At 68.8% G+C, this 16,365-nt stretch carries 16 protein-coding genes; 8 read left to right on the top strand and 8 right to left on the bottom strand.

Going from position 1 to position 16,365, the window contains the following annotated elements:
- Nucleotides 1–2: 2 nt before the first annotated feature.
- From A5712_RS22485 to A5712_RS22465, 5 genes are read left to right on the top strand one after another with little or no spacing between them, the layout of a single operon-like run.
- Complete coding sequence (locus tag A5712_RS22485; RefSeq protein WP_068109980.1) at nt 3–815, top strand: enoyl-CoA hydratase/isomerase family protein; 813 nt, start codon at nt 3–5, stop codon at nt 813–815.
- Nucleotides 812–1,606, top strand: coding sequence for an enoyl-CoA hydratase/isomerase family protein (locus tag A5712_RS22480; RefSeq protein ID WP_068110126.1), 795 nt, complete (start codon nt 812–814; stop codon nt 1,604–1,606). Before A5712_RS22485 ends, A5712_RS22480 begins: the two co-directional genes overlap by 4 nt.
- Nucleotides 1,606–3,066 (top strand): class I adenylate-forming enzyme family protein, encoded by a 1,461-nt coding sequence (locus tag A5712_RS22475; protein WP_068109977.1) that lies wholly within the window; start codon nt 1,606–1,608, stop codon nt 3,064–3,066. Before A5712_RS22480 ends, A5712_RS22475 begins: the two co-directional genes overlap by 1 nt.
- A complete protein-coding gene (locus A5712_RS22470; protein WP_068109974.1) occupies nt 3,056–4,597 on the top strand; it encodes a class I adenylate-forming enzyme family protein in 1,542 nt (513 codons plus the stop codon). Before A5712_RS22475 ends, A5712_RS22470 begins: the two co-directional genes overlap by 11 nt.
- The gene (locus tag A5712_RS22465) at nt 4,590–6,110 is read left to right on the top strand and encodes a class I adenylate-forming enzyme family protein (RefSeq protein ID WP_068109970.1); all 1,521 of its coding nucleotides are present in this window, start codon (nt 4,590–4,592) and stop codon (nt 6,108–6,110) included. The genes A5712_RS22470 and A5712_RS22465 overlap by 8 nt, the downstream gene beginning before the upstream one ends.
- Here the strand turns inward: A5712_RS22465 and A5712_RS22460 are convergent.
- The 6 genes from A5712_RS22460 to fabG form a co-directional block, all read right to left on the bottom strand.
- Complete coding sequence (locus A5712_RS22460) at nt 6,107–6,469, bottom strand: hypothetical protein (protein ID WP_068109967.1); 363 nt, start codon at nt 6,467–6,469, stop codon at nt 6,107–6,109. The two genes, A5712_RS22465 and A5712_RS22460, sit on opposite strands and share 4 nt — an antisense overlap.
- Nucleotides 6,470–6,549: 80 nt before the next feature.
- A complete protein-coding gene (locus tag A5712_RS22455; RefSeq protein WP_068109964.1) occupies nt 6,550–7,242 on the bottom strand; it encodes a GntR family transcriptional regulator in 693 nt (230 codons plus the stop codon).
- Nucleotides 7,243–7,246: 4 nt separating this feature from the next.
- On the bottom strand, nt 7,247–8,440 hold the full coding sequence (locus A5712_RS22450) for an acyl-CoA dehydrogenase family protein (RefSeq protein WP_068109961.1): 1,194 nt from the start codon (nt 8,438–8,440) through the stop codon (nt 7,247–7,249).
- A complete protein-coding gene (locus tag A5712_RS22445; RefSeq protein ID WP_068109959.1) occupies nt 8,437–9,639 on the bottom strand; it encodes a CoA transferase in 1,203 nt (400 codons plus the stop codon). Before A5712_RS22445 ends, A5712_RS22450 begins: the two co-directional genes overlap by 4 nt.
- Entirely contained in the window at nt 9,636–10,853 is a 1,218-nt protein-coding gene (locus tag A5712_RS22440) for an acetyl-CoA C-acetyltransferase (protein WP_068109956.1), read from the bottom strand. The genes A5712_RS22445 and A5712_RS22440 overlap by 4 nt, the downstream gene beginning before the upstream one ends.
- A gap of 14 nt (nt 10,854–10,867) precedes the next feature.
- The gene (gene fabG, locus A5712_RS22435) at nt 10,868–11,641 is read right to left on the bottom strand and encodes a 3-oxoacyl-ACP reductase FabG (protein WP_068109952.1); all 774 of its coding nucleotides are present in this window, start codon (nt 11,639–11,641) and stop codon (nt 10,868–10,870) included.
- A 99-nt stretch (nt 11,642–11,740) separates the two neighbouring features.
- On the opposite strand from fabG, the gene A5712_RS22430 reads away from it, so the two are divergent.
- From A5712_RS22430 to A5712_RS22420, 3 genes are read left to right on the top strand one after another with little or no spacing between them, the layout of a single operon-like run.
- On the top strand, nt 11,741–12,913 hold the full coding sequence (locus tag A5712_RS22430; RefSeq protein WP_068109949.1) for an acyl-CoA dehydrogenase family protein: 1,173 nt from the start codon (nt 11,741–11,743) through the stop codon (nt 12,911–12,913).
- On the top strand, nt 12,910–13,731 hold the full coding sequence (locus A5712_RS22425) for a mycofactocin-coupled SDR family oxidoreductase (protein WP_068109947.1): 822 nt from the start codon (nt 12,910–12,912) through the stop codon (nt 13,729–13,731). Before A5712_RS22430 ends, A5712_RS22425 begins: the two co-directional genes overlap by 4 nt.
- Nucleotides 13,732–13,780: 49 nt before the next feature.
- Complete coding sequence (locus A5712_RS22420) at nt 13,781–14,206, top strand: pyridoxamine 5'-phosphate oxidase family protein (RefSeq protein WP_068109944.1); 426 nt, start codon at nt 13,781–13,783, stop codon at nt 14,204–14,206.
- Here the strand turns inward: A5712_RS22420 and A5712_RS22415 are convergent.
- Together A5712_RS22415 and A5712_RS22410 are read right to left on the bottom strand one after the other, a co-directional pair.
- On the bottom strand, nt 14,203–15,279 hold the full coding sequence (locus A5712_RS22415) for a phosphotransferase family protein (protein ID WP_068109940.1): 1,077 nt from the start codon (nt 15,277–15,279) through the stop codon (nt 14,203–14,205). The genes A5712_RS22420 and A5712_RS22415 overlap by 4 nt on opposite strands.
- 68 nt (nt 15,280–15,347) lie before the next feature.
- Nucleotides 15,348–16,365, bottom strand: a 1,018-nt coding sequence (locus A5712_RS22410; protein WP_156766722.1) for an ABC transporter ATP-binding protein, incomplete at its 5' end; no start/stop codon positions are given.

Below are 16,365 nucleotides of genomic sequence, written 5' to 3'. Positions count from 1 at the left end.
GGATGCCTACTGACTCGTTCGACACCATCAACTACCACGTCGACGGGCACACGGCCACCATCACACTGAACCGCCCGGAGGCGCTCAACGCGCTGAGCCCGCACATGATCACCGAACTCCGCGCCGCCTACGACGAAGCCGAGAACGACGACAAGGTGTGGCTGCTCGTCGTCACCGGCACCGGCCGCGCGTTCTGCACGGGGGCCGACGTGAAGGCCATTCCCGAAGACGGCAAGGTGATCTACGAGCGCCCGTACCTCTCGACATACGACCAGTGGGAGGCACCGCAGGAGGGCACCCCGCCGTTTCGCACCATGGCCAAGCCGGTGCTGACCGCGGTCAACGGGCTGTGCTGCGGTGCCGGCATGGACTGGGTCACTACGACGGACATCGTCATCGCATCCGAGCAGGCGACCTTTTTCGATCCGCACGTGAGCATCGGGCTGGTGGCCGGGCGCGAATTGGTGCGGGTGTCCAGAGTGTTGCCCCGCTCGATCGCGCTGCGAATGGCCTTGATGGGCAAGCACGAGCGGATGAGCGCGCAACGCGCCTACGAACTCGGGTTGATCAGCGAAATCGTCGAGCACGACCGCCTATTGGACCGGGCCTACGAGATCGCCGACATCGTCAACTCCAACGCGCCCCTGGCGGTGCGGGGGACCCGGCTGGCCATCCTCAAGGGCCTGAACGTGCCGCTGCACGAGGCCGAGATACTCGCCGAGACCTTCCGCGAGCGCGTGCTGCGAACCGAGGACGCGCAGGAAGGCCCCAAGGCCTTCGTCGAAAAGCGGCAGCCGAATTGGCAATGCAGATGAGCTTCGAAACCATCCTGCTCGAGGTCGACGCCGACGACCACGTCGCCACCATCACGCTGAATCGGCCCGAGCAACTAAACGCGTTCAACCGCACCATGTGTGAGGAGATGGCCCGGGCCTGGCGCGCGGTCAAGCTTGACGAGTCCGTACACGCGGTGGTGCTGCGGGCGGCCGGCGACCGGGCGTTCAGCGCCGGTCTGGACGTCAAGACGCCGTACGGTCAACCGGAAAACGTGTGGAACCACGAGGATCCGGGCGAGGCGCTCAGTCCCAAGTGGCAGAAGATGTGGAAACCCGTGGTGTGCGCCGTCCAGGGCATGTGCACCGCGGGCGCGTTCTATTTCCTCAACGAATCCGACGTTGTCATCTGCTCGGACGACGCAACGTTTTTCGACTCGCACGTATCGGCGGGCCTGGTGTGCGCGCTGGAGCCGATCGGCCTGATGCGGCGCATCGGCCTGGGCGAGACCTTGCGGATGGCTTTGATGGGCAACGACGAGCGAGTCGGGGCCGACACCGCGCTGCGCATCGGCTTGGTTTCGGAGGTCGTCGCCCGCGACCGACTGTGGGGGCGCGCCCACGAGATCGCCGCGACCATCGCCGCCAAGCCGCCGTCGGCGACCCAGGGCACGGTGAAGGCGATCTGGGAGTCGTTGGACCGGCCCTACCGCGCCGCCCTGGAGCAGGGGCTCATCTACACGCGTCTGGGCAACCCGCTCGGCACCGCGGAATTGCGCGAATTGCGCGCCCAGCAAGGCGAGGCCGCTGCGCGCGAACCGAAGATCCGGTGATGCACCCGCTCAGCCGGCGCATCGCCGACGTGCTCGACCTGCAGCGCGACGCGCACGCGATCGAGTATGGGGGCCAATGGATCTCGTGGCGCCAGGTGGGCGACACCGCGCGGCGCGTCGAATCCGTGGCCGCCGGGGCCTCCGGCGTCGGCATGCTGCTGCGCAACCGGCCCGGCCACGTCGCGGCCTTCCTCGGGGTGCTGCTGGGCGGCGGAACGGTGGTCACCATCAACCCCGGCCGCGGTGACGACCGCACCCGCGCCGACATCGCCGCACTGCGGCTGCCGTTGATCATCGGCGAACCCGACGACCTGGCCACGCTGGTCTCGGCCGGCACCGCGACGGTGGCGATCATCGGCACCTGCGTCGACGCCCGGGGGCGGGCCTGCGACAGATCCGCCGCCCAGCGCGGCGTGGCGGTGCGGATGCTGACGAGCGGGACGACGGGGCCGCCCAAGCGGATCGATCTCAGCTACGACATGCTGGCGCGCAGCGTGATGGGCCCCGACCCGGAAACCGCCCCGGCGCCAACGCAGCTGCGCCGCGGCGTCGCGATAGTCAACTCGCCGCTGGTGCACATCGGCGGGGTGTTCCGGGTTCTGCAGTGCGTCGCCGAGGCCAGACCCTTTGTGCTGCTGGAGCGCTTCGAGCTGCAGGCATGGGCCGAGGCGGTGCGCACCCACCGGCCCCGCGCGGTGTCGCTGGTGCCGGCCGCGCTGCGGACGGTGCTGCACTCCGACCTGACGCGCGCGGACCTGGAGAGCATCCGCGCCGTCACCTGCGGCACCGCCCCGCTGTCGGCCGACGACGCCGACGCCTTCACCGAGAAGTACGGCATCCCGGTCCTCACCTCCTATGCGGCAACGGAATTCGGCGGCGGTGTCGCCGGCTGGACCCTCGCCGATTACGAAAAGCACTGGCGAGCCAAGCGCGGCAGCGTCGGACGGGCCAACCCGGGCGCACACCTGCGGGTGGTCGATGACGAGGGCGCGCCGCTCGGGCCCGACCGGGTCGGCCTGCTGGAGGTCAAGCCCGGACAACTGGGCCCATCGGCGAAATGGATGCGAACCACCGATCTGGCCCGCATCGACGCGGACGGCTTCGTCTGGATGGTCGGGCGGGCCGACCAGGCGATCATCCGCGGCGGGTTCAAGGTGATGCCCGACGACGTACGCGTCGCGCTGGAAGACCATCCCGCGGTGGCGGGCGCCGCCGTGGTCGCGCGGTCCGACGAACGCCTCGGGGAGACGCCCGTCGCGATGGTGCAACTGCGGCAGCCCGCGTCCGCCGACTCCGACACACTGGCGCAGTATCTGCGAACGCGGCTGGCCCGCTATGAAATCCCCACCGAGATCGCGATCGTCGACGCGATCCCGCGAACGCCTTCGGGCAAAGCCGATCTCAGCCAGGTCAGGCTGTACTTCAGCAAGTCCGCCGACCATCGCGACCATGCCCGGTGACTCCCCCACGGTCGCCGAGGTCCTGCGGCACCAGGCCCAGTCCCGCGCGGAGCACGCGCTTCTGGTGTGCGACGGCGGGCGCATCGGCTACGCGGAGGCCGAGCGGCGCTCGGCGGAGCTGGCCCGCGGGCTGATCGCGCTGGGGGCGGGCAAGGGCACCCACGTGGGGCTGCTCTACCCGAACGGCATCGAATTCGTCGTCGGGATGCTCGCGGCCGCGCGAATCGGCGCGGTGGTGATCCCGTTCTCCACGTTCGCCACCGCTCGCGAGCTGCGCGAGCAGCTCGTCGACAGCGACACCGAAATCCTGCTGTCCGCCGACTCTTTTCGCTCCCACGATTACGCGCAACGGCTGGCCGAGGCGCTGTCGCGTCCCGAGCCGGTCCCCGATGAGCGGCTGTTCACCAGCGCCGCGCCGCAATTGCGTCACGTCATCGTCAATTCCGACCATCCGTACCGGATAGCCCGCGCCGTCGCGCCCGGGCTGCTCGAGGCGATGGAGGACGACGTCGACGGCTGCGATCCGCTGGCCATCGTGTACACGTCGGGCTCCACCAGCGCCCCGAAGGGCGTGGTGCACACGCACGCCGGCCTGCTCGCCCACCAGCGGAACCTCAACGAGATCCGCGGCCTGACCGCGGCGGACCGGCTGTTCTGCAATTCGCCGTTCTTCTGGATCGGCGGGTTCGCGTTCGGCCTGCTCGCCACGCTGGTCGCCGGGTCCACCCTGGTTTGCTCGAATGCCACCGACCCGGGTGCGACCCTCGACCTGCTGGAGGCCGAAAGGCCCACCATCACCAATGGTTTCGTCGCCGGGATCGCGCATCTGGCGGATCATCCGAGCTTTCCCGGGCGCGACCTGTCGTCGATGCGCCGGGGCAACCTGTATTCGATCATGGCGCCCGACGCCCGACCGGCCGATCCGGAACTGCGGCACAACATGCTGGGCCTGACCGAGGCCGGCAGCGTGGTGTTGATCAGTGGCGACGAATCCGACCAACCCGAACACCGCCGCGGATCCTTCGGCAAGCCGGCTCCCGGATTCGACACCAAGATCGTCGACCCGGATGCCTCGGGCATTGGGGAGCTGTGCATCCGCGGGCCCTACGTGATGCAGGGGTATTACAAACGCAGCCGCGAGGAGTGCTTCGACGCCGACGGGTGGTTCCACACGGGCGATTTGGTGCGCGTCGACGCCGACGGGTATTTCTATTTCGCCGGCCGGCTCGACGCGATGATCAAGACGGCGGGGGCCAACGTCTCGGCGGCCGAGGTCGAGAAGGCGATCGCCAAGGTCACCGGCGCCGAGGCGCACGTCGTGGGCATTCCGGACCCGTGGCGGGGGGAACTCGTCGCCGCCGTCGTCGCCCGTCCGGGTCTCGACGAAGCCGCGCTGCGGGAGCGGCTCAAGGCGGAATTGTCGGCGTACAAGATCCCGAAGCGGTTCATCGCCCTGCCGCGCAACGAGATTCCGCGGCTGTCGAGCGGAAAGGTCGACATCCAACGGCTGCGGAGGCTGTTCGATGCCTGAGCGCACCATCGACCAACTGGTGCGGTCTCGCGCAGCGCAGCACGGCCCCAAGCCGGCGGTGATCGACCCGACGGCCCGGCTGAACTATCGCGAACTCGACTCCACCACAGGCGATCTAGCCGCGGTCTTCATTGACGCCGGTGTCGGCAAGGGAACCCGCGTCGGGCTGATCATGCCGAACAGCGTCCGCTGGGTGCAGGTGGCGATCGCCCTGACGCGCCTCGGCGCCGTGCTGGTTCCGCTCAGCACCCTGCTACGACCCGGCGAACTGGTCGCGCAGCTGCGGGCCGCGTCGGTTCAATTCCTGGTGAGCGTGGAAGAGTTCCGTGGCCACCGGTACCTGGAGGACATCGCGGCGGTGCCGCGACTGGAACTTTCCGCCCTGCGCCAGGTTTGGCCGATCGACCGGCTCGACAACGCCGTTTCGAGCGAGCCGGCCCGCCGGATCGTCGACGCTATGACCGAGACGGTCACGGCCGCCGATCCGATGGTCATCATGTTCACCTCGGGCAGCAGCGGAACACCCAAGGGCGTCATCCACTCCCACGGCAACGCGTTGGCGGCCGTGGGGTCGGGCTTGGCGGCGCGCTGCATCACGCCCGACACCCGGCTGTATCTTCCGATGCCGTTCTTCTGGGTGGGCGGATTCGGCAGCGGCATCCTGTCCACGCTGCTCGCCGGCGCGACCCTGGTGACCGAGGAAATACCGCGGCCCGAAACCACCCTGCGGCTGCTGGAATCCGAACGGGTCACGCTGTTTCGCGGATGGCCCGATCAGGCCGAGGCACTGGCACGGCACGCTGACACCGTCGGTGCCGACCTGTCGGCGCTGCGGCCGGGAAGCCTGGAAGCCCTGCTGCCGCCGGAGCGGCGGCCCCAACCCGGCGCGCGAGCCACGTTGTTCGGCATGACTGAGGCGTTCGGTCCCTATTGCGGCTACGCGGCCGACACCGACCTACCGCCTTCCGCGTGGGGCAGCTGCGGCAAGCCGTTCCCCGGCATGGAGGTCCGCATCGTCGACACCGACAGCGGCGGGGCGGTTGCGGCGGGATCCGTTGGGCAGATCCAGATCCGGGGGCCACACACGTTGCGCGGCATCTGCCGTCGCAGCCGAGAGGAGCTGTTCACCCGCGACGGCTACTACCCGACCGGTGACCTCGGCCGCTTCGACGAGGACGGGTTCCTGTTCTACCACGGCCGGTCCGACGACATGTTCAAGGTTAGCGGCGCGACCGTCTATCCCAGCGAGGTGGAGCGGGCCCTGCGCGCGATCGACGGCGTCCAGAGCGCCTACGTCACCAACGTGGCCGAACGGGTCGGCGCCGCGGTAGTGTGTGCGAGCCCCCTGACCGCAGAGCAGCTGCGCACGTCGGCGCGAAAGCTGTTGAGCGCGTTCAAGGTCCCGACAGCGTGGCTGTTGCTGGAATCGGACGATGAGGTCCCGCGTGGGGCCACCGGCAAGGTCGACGTTGGCCGGCTGCGGGAGCTGTTGATCGAGGCGAATATCCCCTAGGGAACCCGCGTCCAGGGTTGGCAGTTCTGCGACTCGAAGGCCTTTACCGAGGTATTGATGTTCGCGAACATCGGGCCGACGGACATGTTCGTCTGCAGCACGTGGTCCTTGTTCGCATCGGGGGTGCTGTAGGTGAACCACGCGCACATCGAGTCCTGGGTCGGCACGTTGTTTATCCAGACGCCGAAGGCCGACGCCGAACCGCCCGTTCGGTAAAGGCCGGGCGCGATGTCGGGCCCCACGACAAAGACACCGTTGCCCGGGATCGGATCCATCGGGTCGGCGACGGCGGGCGTCGCGAGCGGAATCGCGGCCACACATGCGAAAAATACGGCCGCTGCGCGAAGCGTTCGGGGCATTGTTCCTCGCTTTGTGTTGTTTGCCCCCTCCGATGGCAGCCTAAGCCCAGGCGCGGGTCGGCAACAACAGCTGTCCCGGCTCACCCGGGTTCCGGGTGACTCCCATTCGCTACGACGCCCCGCGCGGTGAGGTGATCGATGAGCGGGACGGCGCCCGCGGCAAGGTGTTGTGACATCGCCGCCCGCGCGAGCTCCTGGTCGTGCTTTTTCAGGGCAGACAGGATCCGGCGATGATCCTTGATCGACTGCTCCGGCCAGCCTTCGATGGCGGGGAACACCGATTCCGGTGCGTAACGGGTGATCTGCGACATCAGCTGGGCGAGCTTCGGCGAGTCCGCGGCGACGTTGATGGCGCGGTGGAATTCGTGGTTGAGGCGCACGGTCCGTTCCGTGTCGTCGCCGGCGTAGGCCTCTTCGAGCTCGGCCTGGATCTGCTTGAGTTCGCGAAGCTGTTCGTCGGTGATGCTGACCGCGGCCCGCGCGGCCAGCTCGCCTCCCACGTAGCCCTGCACGTTGGCGACGTCGGTCACGTCGCGCCCGGTCACCGGTAACACCACAAAGCCGCGGTGCGGCTGCTGGGCGACCAACCCTTCCGCGCGCAGCGCAAACAGCGCCTCTCGCACCGGCGTGACACTGATCCCGAGCTCCGCGGCCAATTGGTCAAGGCGCACATACGTTCCCGCCGCGTACGTGCCGTCGAAGATCCTTCGGCGGACGAAGCGCGCCACGTCGTCGGAGAGTTGTGGCCGCGCAGCGAAATCCGGGGTGGTCATCGCCTCACACCTGATACTCGGCGAGTAGCCGCTTGCTGATGATGGACTTCTGGATTTCGCTGGTTCCCTCGCCGATGAGCAGGAAAGGGGCGTCGCGCATCAGCCGCTCGATCTCGTATTCCTTGGAATAACCGTAGCCGCCGTGGATTCGGAAGCTCTGCTGGGTGACTTCCGAACAGTATTCGCTGGCAAGGTATTTGGCCATTCCGGCGGCGACGTCGTTGCGCTCGCCGGAATCCTTCAGCCGCGCCGCGTTGACCATCATCAGGTGCGCGGCTTCCACTTTGGTCGCCATCTCGGCCAACTGGAACGCGATGGCCTGGTGTTCGGCGATCGGCTTGCCGAAGGTCTGCCGCTGCTGGGCGTAGCGCACCGCGAGTTCGAAGGCGCGGATGCCGATGCCGCACGCGCGCGCCGACACGTTGACCCGGCCGACTTCGATGCCGTCCATCATCTGGAAGAAGCCCTGGCCGGGCGTGCCGCCGAGGATGTCGTCGGCGCTCGCCCGGTAGCCGTCGAAGATCAGCTCGGTGGTGTCGATGCCCTTGTAGCCCAGCTTGTCGATCTTGCCGGGAATCACCAGGCCGGGCACGACCTCGCCGAAGCCCGTTGGCTTTTCGACGAGGAATGCGGTGAGGTTGCGGTGCGGCTTGTCCGCACCTTCGTCGGTGCGCACCAGCACCGCGATCAGGGTCGAGCTGCCTCCATTGGTCAGCCACATCTTCTGGCCGTTGATGGTGTAGCCACCGCCCGCGTCGCGTTGGGCCCGGGTACGGATGGCGGCGACGTCGGAGCCGAGCTCGGGTTCGGACATCGAAAACGCGCCGCGCGACTCGCCGGTCGCCATGCGCGGCAGGAACCGTTGCCTCTGGGCGTCGGTGCCGTGCTGGCGCAGCATGTAGGCCACGATGAAGTGCGTGTTGAGCACCCCGGACACGCTCATCCAGCCGCGGGCCAACTCCTCGACGCACAGCGCGTAGGTCAGCAGCGACTCCCCCAGCCCGCCGTATTCCTCGGGAATCATCAGCCCGAACAGGCCCATCTCGCGCATCTGATCGACGATGGCCTGCGGGTAGGCATCGTCGCGCTCGAGCTGCGGCGCGTTGGGAATGACTTCCTTCTCGACGAATTGGCGTACCGTGGCGACGATTTCGGTCTGGAACTCGGTGAGACCGAGGGTTTGGGCGAGTCTGGTCATGCGCTTTCCGTCCCTATCGTTTTGGCGCTCGTCAGGCGCGCGATGTCCGCGGTCGTCAACCCCAAACACTCGGCGAGCACCTCGGCGGTGTCCTGTCCCAGCGCGGGGGCCGCCGCGCTCACGGGATGGGTGCCCTCGAACGCCACCGGCAGGCCGGGGGCGAGGTACTCCCCGACGCCCGGTTGGTGCAGCCGGCAAAACAGCGGGTTGGCCGTCACCTTGGCGCCGGCGGCGGCCTCGGCGAAGGTGCGGTACCGCTCGAACAAAACCGTGGTCCCCGACAGCGCGGCGGAGACCTCGTCGGCCGTGTGATCGGAGAACCAGGTCGCGAACAGCCCGGAGAGGGCGTCCCGGTAGCGATAGCGGTCGCCCTCCGCGCCGAAGTCCACGCCCAGCGCCTCCTCGAGCGCCGACACTGCGGCAGCCGTGCCGGTCACCGCCACGAGGTCGCGAAAGTGCCTGCGCGTCAAGGCGACCACCATGAAGCCGACCCCGTCGCGGGTGGTGAAGTCCTGCCCGTACTGGCCGTAGATGGCGTTGCCGAGCCGTTGGCGCTGTGTCCCGTTGACCTGTGGTTCGGTCAGCAACCCGAGGTTGCCGGCCGTGGCCAGCGCGACGTCCTCCAGCGCCAGGCTGATGCGCGCGCCCGCCCCACTGTGGTCGCGGCGCCGAACCGCGGTGACGACGGCCAGCGCGGCGTACAGGCCGCAGCACACGTCCCAGGCCGGCAGCACGTGGTTGATCGGGCCGGCGTGCTCGGCCGGGCCGGTGACGAGCGGGTACCCGATGCCCGCGTTGACGGTGTAGTCCACCGCGGTGGACCCGTCGCCGCGTCCGAGCAGCTGGACGTGGATGACGTCGGGACGCTTGGCGGCCAACACGTCGTGGCCGAGCCAGGACAACCCGGCGGCGTTGGTGACCACGATGCCGTCGCCCTCGACGATCAGCCGCTGGACCAGCTCCTGGCCCTCGGCCGAGCGCAGATCGATGGCGGCCGAACGCTTTCCCTTGTTCAGTCCGGTCCAGTAGATCGACGTGCCGGCGGCGGACAGCGGCCAGCGCTCGAGGTCGGAGGCGCCGCCGATCGGGTCGACGCGGATCACCTGCGCGCCAAGCTGACCCAGCGTCATCCCGCACAGCGGTGCGGCGACGAAGCTGGACACCTCCACGATGGTGAGGCCGCTCAGCGGAGCGCTCACGACGGGGCGACCCGCTCGAAGACCGCGGCCAGGCCCTGGCCCCCGCCGATGCACATGGTCTCCAACCCGTAGCGGGCCTGGCGGCGGTTGAGTTCGCGCGCCAGGGTCGCCAGCATCCGGCCGCCGGTCGCGCCGACGGGGTGGCCCAGCGAAATTCCGGACCCGTGCACATTGGTCCGATCGTGGTCGGCGGCGCCGAAATTCCATTCGCGCATCACCGCAAGCGCCTGCGCGGCAAACGCCTCGTTGAGCTCGATCACGTCGATGTCGGACAGCCGCAGGCCCGCCTTGGCCAAGGCGACCTCGGTGGCCGGCACCGGGCCGATGCCCATGATGTTGGGCGCCACGCCCGCCGACCCCCACGACACCAGGCGGACCAGCGGCGTCAGGCCGCATTCGGCCGCCTTCTCCGGCGTGGTCACGACACACATCGACGCCGCATCGTTCTGCCCGCTGGCGTTGCCGGCCGTCACCGTCGCCTCCGGATCCTCGGCCAGCAGAACGGGTTTGAGCTTGCCCAACGACTCCACCGAGGTGTCGGCGCGCGGATGCTCGTCGGTGTCGATCAATTCTTCACCCTGGCGGGTGCGGACGGAGACCGCAATGATCTCCTCGGCCATGATGCCGTCCTTCTGGGCGGCCACCGCGCGCTGGTGCGAGCGCACCGCGAGCTCGTCTTGCTCCTGGCGCGAAATGCCGTACTCGCGGCGCAGGTTTTCGGCGGTCTCCAGCATCCCGCCCGGCACCGGGTAGTGCCGGCCACCGGCCGTGGTGCGTCCCCGCGCCAGCCCGTCGTGCACCCGGATCCCGCCGCGGGCGCCGCCCCAACGCATGTCGGTCGAGTAGAAGGCGACGTTGCTCATGCTTTCGCAGCCGCCGGCGATCACGAGATCGTGGTCGCCGTTGCCCACTTGCAGGCACGCCTGGATCACCGCCTGCAGTCCCGACCCGCAGCGCCGGTCGACCTGCATCCCCGGAACCGTCACGGGCAGGCCGGAATCCAGCGCCACGACCCGCCCGATCGCCGGCGCTTCGCTGCTGGGATAGCAGTGCCCCAGGATGACGTCCTGCACAGATTCGGGCGCGATTCCGGTCCGCTCGAGTAGCCCTCTGAGGGCGGCCACGCCCAGGTCGACGGCGGTCAGCGACTTGAACATTCCGCCGTAGCGGCCGATGGGCGTGCGCACGGGCTCACAGATGACGGTCTGACGCATAGTCGTTGCTCCGCTCAGATGTGCCGGCCGCCCGTGACTTCCATCACGGTGCCGGTCATGTACGAGGACAGATCGGAGGCGAGGAACAACGCGACGGTCGCGACCTCGCTGGGCTCGCCGGCGCGGCCCATCGGGATCTCGGCCACCTTCTCGTCCCAAATGCGTTGCGGCATAGCCTCCGTCATGGCCGAGCGAATCAGGCCGGGAGCGATCGCGTTGACCCGCACCCCGAGGTAGGCAAGCTCTTTGGCCGCGGCCTTGGTCATGCCGACGATCCCGGCCTTGGCCGCCGAATAGTTGGTCTGGCCGACCATGCCGACCTTGCCCGACACCGACGACATGTTCACGATGGCGCCGCGCTTGTTTTCCCGCATGATCGCCGCCGCCAGCCGGATGCCGTTCCACGTCCCCTTAAGGTGCACGTCGATGACCTGATCGAACTGCTCTTCGGTCATCTTGCGCATTGTCGCGTCGCGGGTGATGCCGGCGTTGTTGACCATGATGTCCAGGCCGCCGAAGTGCTCGACGGCGGTCTGAATCAACGTCTCGACCTCGGCCGCCTGCGTCACGTCGCAGCGAACGGCCAGCGCCACCTGGTCGCCGCCCAGTTTGTCGGCCGCGGCCTGGGTCGCCTCGAGGTTGACGTCCCCGAGGACGACCCGCGCCCCCTCGGCGACGAATCTCTCCGCAATGGCGAAGCCCAGCCCTTGCGCACCACCTGTGACGACTGCAGTCTGACCTTCCAGCAACGACACGTTATCCCGCCTCCCTCGCTTTGCTCCCGCCATGGGGTGCCCGTCGGCGAATATCATATTTCATATAGGATCGCGCTCGGCGCCGGGTGCGCCGCGGCCAAGCGACAAACTTCGAAAGAGGAGCGCCCGCCTATGACGACTGCCGAGATTCAGGAAGTACCCGACGAGGACTTCCGGGAGATCCTCGCCCAGACCCGGCACTTCGTCCGCAGCGCCGTCGTCCCGCGCGAGCAGGAAATCCTGACCGACGATCGGGTGCCGGACGACCTGCGCGACCACGCCAAGAAGATGGGTCTGTTCGGGTATGCGATCCCCCAGCGGTGGGGCGGCCTCGGCCTGAACCTCATCCAAGACGTCGAGCTGGCAATGGAATTGGGCTACACCTCGCTCGCGGTGCGATCGATGTTCGGCACCAACAACGGCATCGCGGGACAGGTTCTGGTCGGCTTCGGCACCGACGAACAGAAGCGCCGCTGGCTGGAGTCGATGGCGTCGGGCGACGTCGTCGCCTCCTTCGCGCTGACCGAGCCCGGCGCCGGCTCGAACCCGGCCGGCCTGCGGACCAAGGCCGTTCGCGACGGTGACGAGTGGGTGATCTCTGGTGAGAAGCGCTTCATCACCAACGCGCCCGTCGCCGACCTGTTCGTGGTGTTCGCGCGCACCCGGGCGGCCGACGAGCAGGGGCCAGGGATCGCCGTCTTCCTCGTCCCCGCGGACGCCACGGGCGTCCAGGTGGGCGCCAAGGACGCGAAGATGGGCCAGGAGGGCGCCTGGACCGCCGACGTCAGCTTCAGCGACGTCCGCGTCGGGGGCGACGCGCTGATCGGCGGCAGCGAGGACATCGGCTACCGGGCCGCGATGACGTCGTTGGCGCGCGGCCGCGTGCACATCGCGGCAATCGCGGTGGGCGCCGCGCAACGCGCGCTCGATGAATCGGTGGCCTATGCAGCCACGGCGACGCAGGGCGGGACGCCGATCGGGAGCTTTCAGTTGGTGCAGGCGATGCTCGCCGACCAGCAGGCCGGGGTGCTGGCCGGGCGCGCGCTGGTGCGCGAGGCCGCGCGCCTGTGGGTCAGCAACGAAGACCGCCGGATCGCGCCGTCGGCGGCCAAGCTGTTCTGCACCGAAATGGCCGGCAAGGTGGCCGATCTCGCGGTGCAGGTGCACGGCGGCAGCGGCTACATGCACGGCGTTCCCGTCGAACGCATCTATCGCGACGTGCGCCTGTTGCGGCTCTACGAGGGCACCAGCGAGATCCAGCGCCTGATCATCGGTTCGAACCTCGTCAAGGCGGCGCAGCGATGAGCGGCAGGTTGGCGGGGCGGGTGGCCCTCATCACCGGGGCGGCGCGCGGCCAGGGCCGGGCCCACGCACTTCGCATGGCCCGGGAGGGCGCCGACATCATCGCCGTCGACATCGCTGGCAAGCTCCCGTCCTGCGTGCCCTACGATTCCGCCACTCCCGACGACCTCGCCGAAACCGTCCGCCTGGTGGAACAGGAGGACCGTCGAATCTTCGCCACCCCCACCGACGTTCGCGACTTCGGTGAACTCCGCCGGGTGGTCGAGGACGGCGTCGGCGCCTTCGGACGCCTCGACATCATCGTCGCCAACGCCGGCATCTCGGCGCCGCAGGCGTGGAACGACATCACCCCCGAATCGTTCCGCGACGTCATGGAGATCAACGTGACCGGCACCTGGAACACCGTGATGGCGGGCGCCGACAAGATCATCGAAGGTGGCCGCGGCGGCTCGATCATCTTGATCAGTTCCGCGGCCGGCATGAAGTTGCAACCGTTCATGGTGCACTACACCACCAGCAAGCACGCGGTCGCCGGGATGGCGCGCGCGTTCGCCGCCGAGTTGGGCAAGCATTCGATCCGGGTCAACAGCGTGCACCCGGGTCCGGTGAACACCCCGATGGGATCCGGCGACATGATCGCGGCGATGGCCAAGGCCATGGAAACCAACCCGCAGCTGACCAACATGCTCACACCCTTCCTGCCCACCTGGGCCGCCGAGCCCGAAGACGTCGCCGACGCCGTGTGCTGGCTGGCCAGCGACGAATCGCGCAACATCACCGCCGCGCAGATCCCGGTGGACCAGGGTTCGACGCAATACTGATTCGGCCCTCGCGGGGAATAGCCAACACGGATTGGCGTTGCTAGGCGGCATGAAAGCCTTCAGCGAAACCGAACGCCAGGAGTTCCTCGCCGATACCCACGTTGGCGTCCTGTCCGTCGCCGCCGACGGCCGGCCGCCGGCCAGCGTCCCGATCTGGTACGACTACACGCCCGGGGGCGACATTCGGATCATGACGGGCGCGTCGAGCCGCAAGGCGCGGCTCATCGAGCGCGCGGGCGCGGTGACGCTCGTGGTTCAGCGCGAGGAGTTGCCGTACCAATATGTGGTGGTGGAGGGCACCGTCGTCGGGACCACAAAGCCGGCCCCGGCCGACGCGCAGGAAGCCATCGCGATCCGCTACCTCGGCGAGGAGGGCGCGCGCGCGTTCCTGCGCAGCATGGAGGGCGTCGAGGAGGTGCTGTACACCATCCGCCCGGATCGCTGGCTGTCCGCCGACTTCACCGGCGACCTCTAGCCGAGCAGCTCCAGCGTTTCGAGCTCGCGGATCGCCCGGCAGCCGCGGGTCAGCATGGCGAGCACCATGTCGTCGCCGCGCTCGGTGGCGGCGGCGAACGCGAATCCCAGCGCCGAGATCAGCGGTGCCTGCAGCACGCCGAGCCGGTAGTCACGCCAGCACGTTTCGCCGTCGTAGCCGGTGACCCCGGAAGTCGTCAGGGCTCGGTGATAGTCGGCGACGAGGCCTTCCTCAAGGCTCGCGCGCAGTTGCGGATCCAGGCTGGTCGCGGTGAAGTAGGCCAGATCCCTGGCCGGCAGGCCCACGCCGAGCGTCTGCCAGTCGACCACGCTCACCCGGGTCCGCTCGGGATCGAACAGCATGTTGTCCAGCCGATAGTCGCCGTGCAGCAGCGCGAACCGGTCATATTCGGCCAAAAGCCACGGCGCCACCAAACCCATTGCCGCCGTGAAGGTATCCCGGTCTTCGGCGCTCATCCGACCGCCCAGCTTTTCGAGCGTGATGTCGGCGCTCATCTTGGCCACCTCGCCCATGCCGTTGGCACCCGCCTCGTCCGGCCGCCCGAACGCGATTCCTTCGAAATCCAGCCAGGCCCGATCGCACCAGGTCGGGGCGTGCAGGCCGGCCAGGGCGGTAACCGCAAGGCGCGCTTCGGCTTCGCCGCAGCCCGTGAGCTGGTCGCCCTGCACCGCCGGGGCCTGATCGGCGAGCAACAGCGCGAAATCCATTGCATCCTCGGTGATCTCGCAATAGAAGCACTCCGGCGTCGGCACCTGCACCCGATCGGCCACGGACGAGTAGAACGCGCATTCGCTGCGATATCCGATGACGACCCGGTCGCGCACCGTGTCGTCCTGGGCGGGGAGCTTGATGACGAAGGTCTGCGGCAGGTCGCCGGGATCCGTCGCGTAGCTGGCCGTGACCCGGTAGGTGGCGCCGGTCTGGCCGGTGCCGATGGCAACCACATCGACGCCCGACACCGCGACGGGTGCGCGCCGTTCGCTGAGCACGCCCGACAACCATTCCGGGGTCACGTCGCCGGGGTACCGGGGAATCGACACCACCGCATCCATGAGCAGGCCTCCAGCGCTCGGACAGTCAATTGACCGATCAACTGTAAGGCATACGGCAAGAGCCGCGGTCAACCGCCGTGATCGACCGCGATGTGCCACTCGGCGGCCTCGCGCTGCTGGCGCCAGAATTCCTCGAAACGTCCGCCCGCGGAAAGCAGTTCGTCCACCGTGCCGTCCTCGATAATGCGGCCGTCGTCCACGAAGAGCACCCGGTCGGCGTGGCGAATGCTCGCCAAGCGGTGCGCGACGATAACCCGGGTGCGCGCCTGCCGATCGGCGCTGAGCGCGTCGACCACCGCGGCCTCGTTTTCGGTGTCCAGGGCGCTGGTCGCCTCGTCGACCAGCAGCAACGGCGCGTCCTTGAGCAGGGCACGCGCGATGCTCACACGTTGCCGCTCTCCGCCGGACAGCGCCGACCCGGCCTCGCCGACGACCGTGTCCGCCCCGTCGGGCAGCCGGCCGGTGAGTTCGTCGACCCGCGCCAGGGCGACGGCGCGTGCGAACTGCTCGTCTCCGGCGGCCGGGTTTCCGGCGAGGACGTTCTCGCGGATCGTGCCGTGGAACAGGTACGGATGTTGGAACACGACGCTGCTGGTCGCGCGCCGGGTCTCAGCGTCCAGCGTCGCCGCGTCGACACCGTCGATGAGCACGCGGCCCCGGGTTGGCTCGTGCAGGCCGGCGATCAGCGCCAGGATGGTGCTCTTGCCCGATCCGGACGGGCCGACGATTGCCGTCGTGGTGCCCGGCCGCAGCGAGAAGCTGAGCCCGTCGAGGGCCGGCGCGCTCGCCCCGTCATAGCCGAAGGTGACGTCGTCGAACTCGATTTGCGCGGCCGCGGCGAGCCCGGACAGCGTTGCGGCTCCGGCCTGCAGGACGGGCGCGCTGAGCACGGACCGGATGCGGTCCAGGGTGGCGCGGGTGCTCTCGAGCGCGGGGGCCAGCTCGCTGAGGGTGGTGAACGGCTCGAGGTAGCGGGCGATCACGACGATCAGCGCGACGGCCTCCGGCACGCTCAGGGTCCCGCTCAGCGCCAGCACCGTCGTCGTGCCCGCCAGCAGGATGAGGGCCAACTGGCTCGCGGCGCTG

The organism is Mycobacterium sp. E2327, from assembly GCF_001672675.1.
Lineage (GTDB): Bacteria > Actinomycetota > Actinomycetes > Mycobacteriales > Mycobacteriaceae > Mycobacterium.
The sequence above is the reverse complement of the archived record's forward strand: the minus strand, read 5'-3'. Positions and strand labels throughout refer to the sequence as shown.

Bases quoted from the DNA above. Each gene is read 5' to 3' on its own strand.
- A5712_RS22485 (WP_068109980.1), top strand. From the start codon at position 3: ATGCCTACTGACTCGTTCGACACCATCAACTACCACGTCGACGGGCAC.
- A5712_RS22480 (WP_068110126.1), top strand. From the start codon at position 812: ATGAGCTTCGAAACCATCCTGCTCGAGGTCGACGCCGACGACCACGTC.
- A5712_RS22475 (WP_068109977.1), top strand. From the start codon at position 1,606: ATGCACCCGCTCAGCCGGCGCATCGCCGACGTGCTCGACCTGCAGCGC.
- A5712_RS22470 (WP_068109974.1), top strand. From the start codon at position 3,056: ATGCCCGGTGACTCCCCCACGGTCGCCGAGGTCCTGCGGCACCAGGCC.
- A5712_RS22465 (WP_068109970.1), top strand. From the start codon at position 4,590: ATGCCTGAGCGCACCATCGACCAACTGGTGCGGTCTCGCGCAGCGCAG.
- A5712_RS22460 (WP_068109967.1), bottom strand. From the start codon at position 6,469: ATGCCCCGAACGCTTCGCGCAGCGGCCGTATTTTTCGCATGTGTGGCC.
- A5712_RS22455 (WP_068109964.1), bottom strand. From the start codon at position 7,242: ATGACCACCCCGGATTTCGCTGCGCGGCCACAACTCTCCGACGACGTG.
- A5712_RS22450 (WP_068109961.1), bottom strand. From the start codon at position 8,440: ATGACCAGACTCGCCCAAACCCTCGGTCTCACCGAGTTCCAGACCGAA.
- A5712_RS22440 (WP_068109956.1), bottom strand. From the start codon at position 10,853: ATGCGTCAGACCGTCATCTGTGAGCCCGTGCGCACGCCCATCGGCCGC.
- fabG (WP_068109952.1), bottom strand. From the start codon at position 11,641: ATGGCGGGAGCAAAGCGAGGGAGGCGGGATAACGTGTCGTTGCTGGAA.
- A5712_RS22430 (WP_068109949.1), top strand. From the start codon at position 11,741: ATGACGACTGCCGAGATTCAGGAAGTACCCGACGAGGACTTCCGGGAG.
- A5712_RS22425 (WP_068109947.1), top strand. From the start codon at position 12,910: ATGAGCGGCAGGTTGGCGGGGCGGGTGGCCCTCATCACCGGGGCGGCG.
- A5712_RS22420 (WP_068109944.1), top strand. From the start codon at position 13,781: ATGAAAGCCTTCAGCGAAACCGAACGCCAGGAGTTCCTCGCCGATACC.
- A5712_RS22415 (WP_068109940.1), bottom strand. From the start codon at position 15,279: ATGGATGCGGTGGTGTCGATTCCCCGGTACCCCGGCGACGTGACCCCG.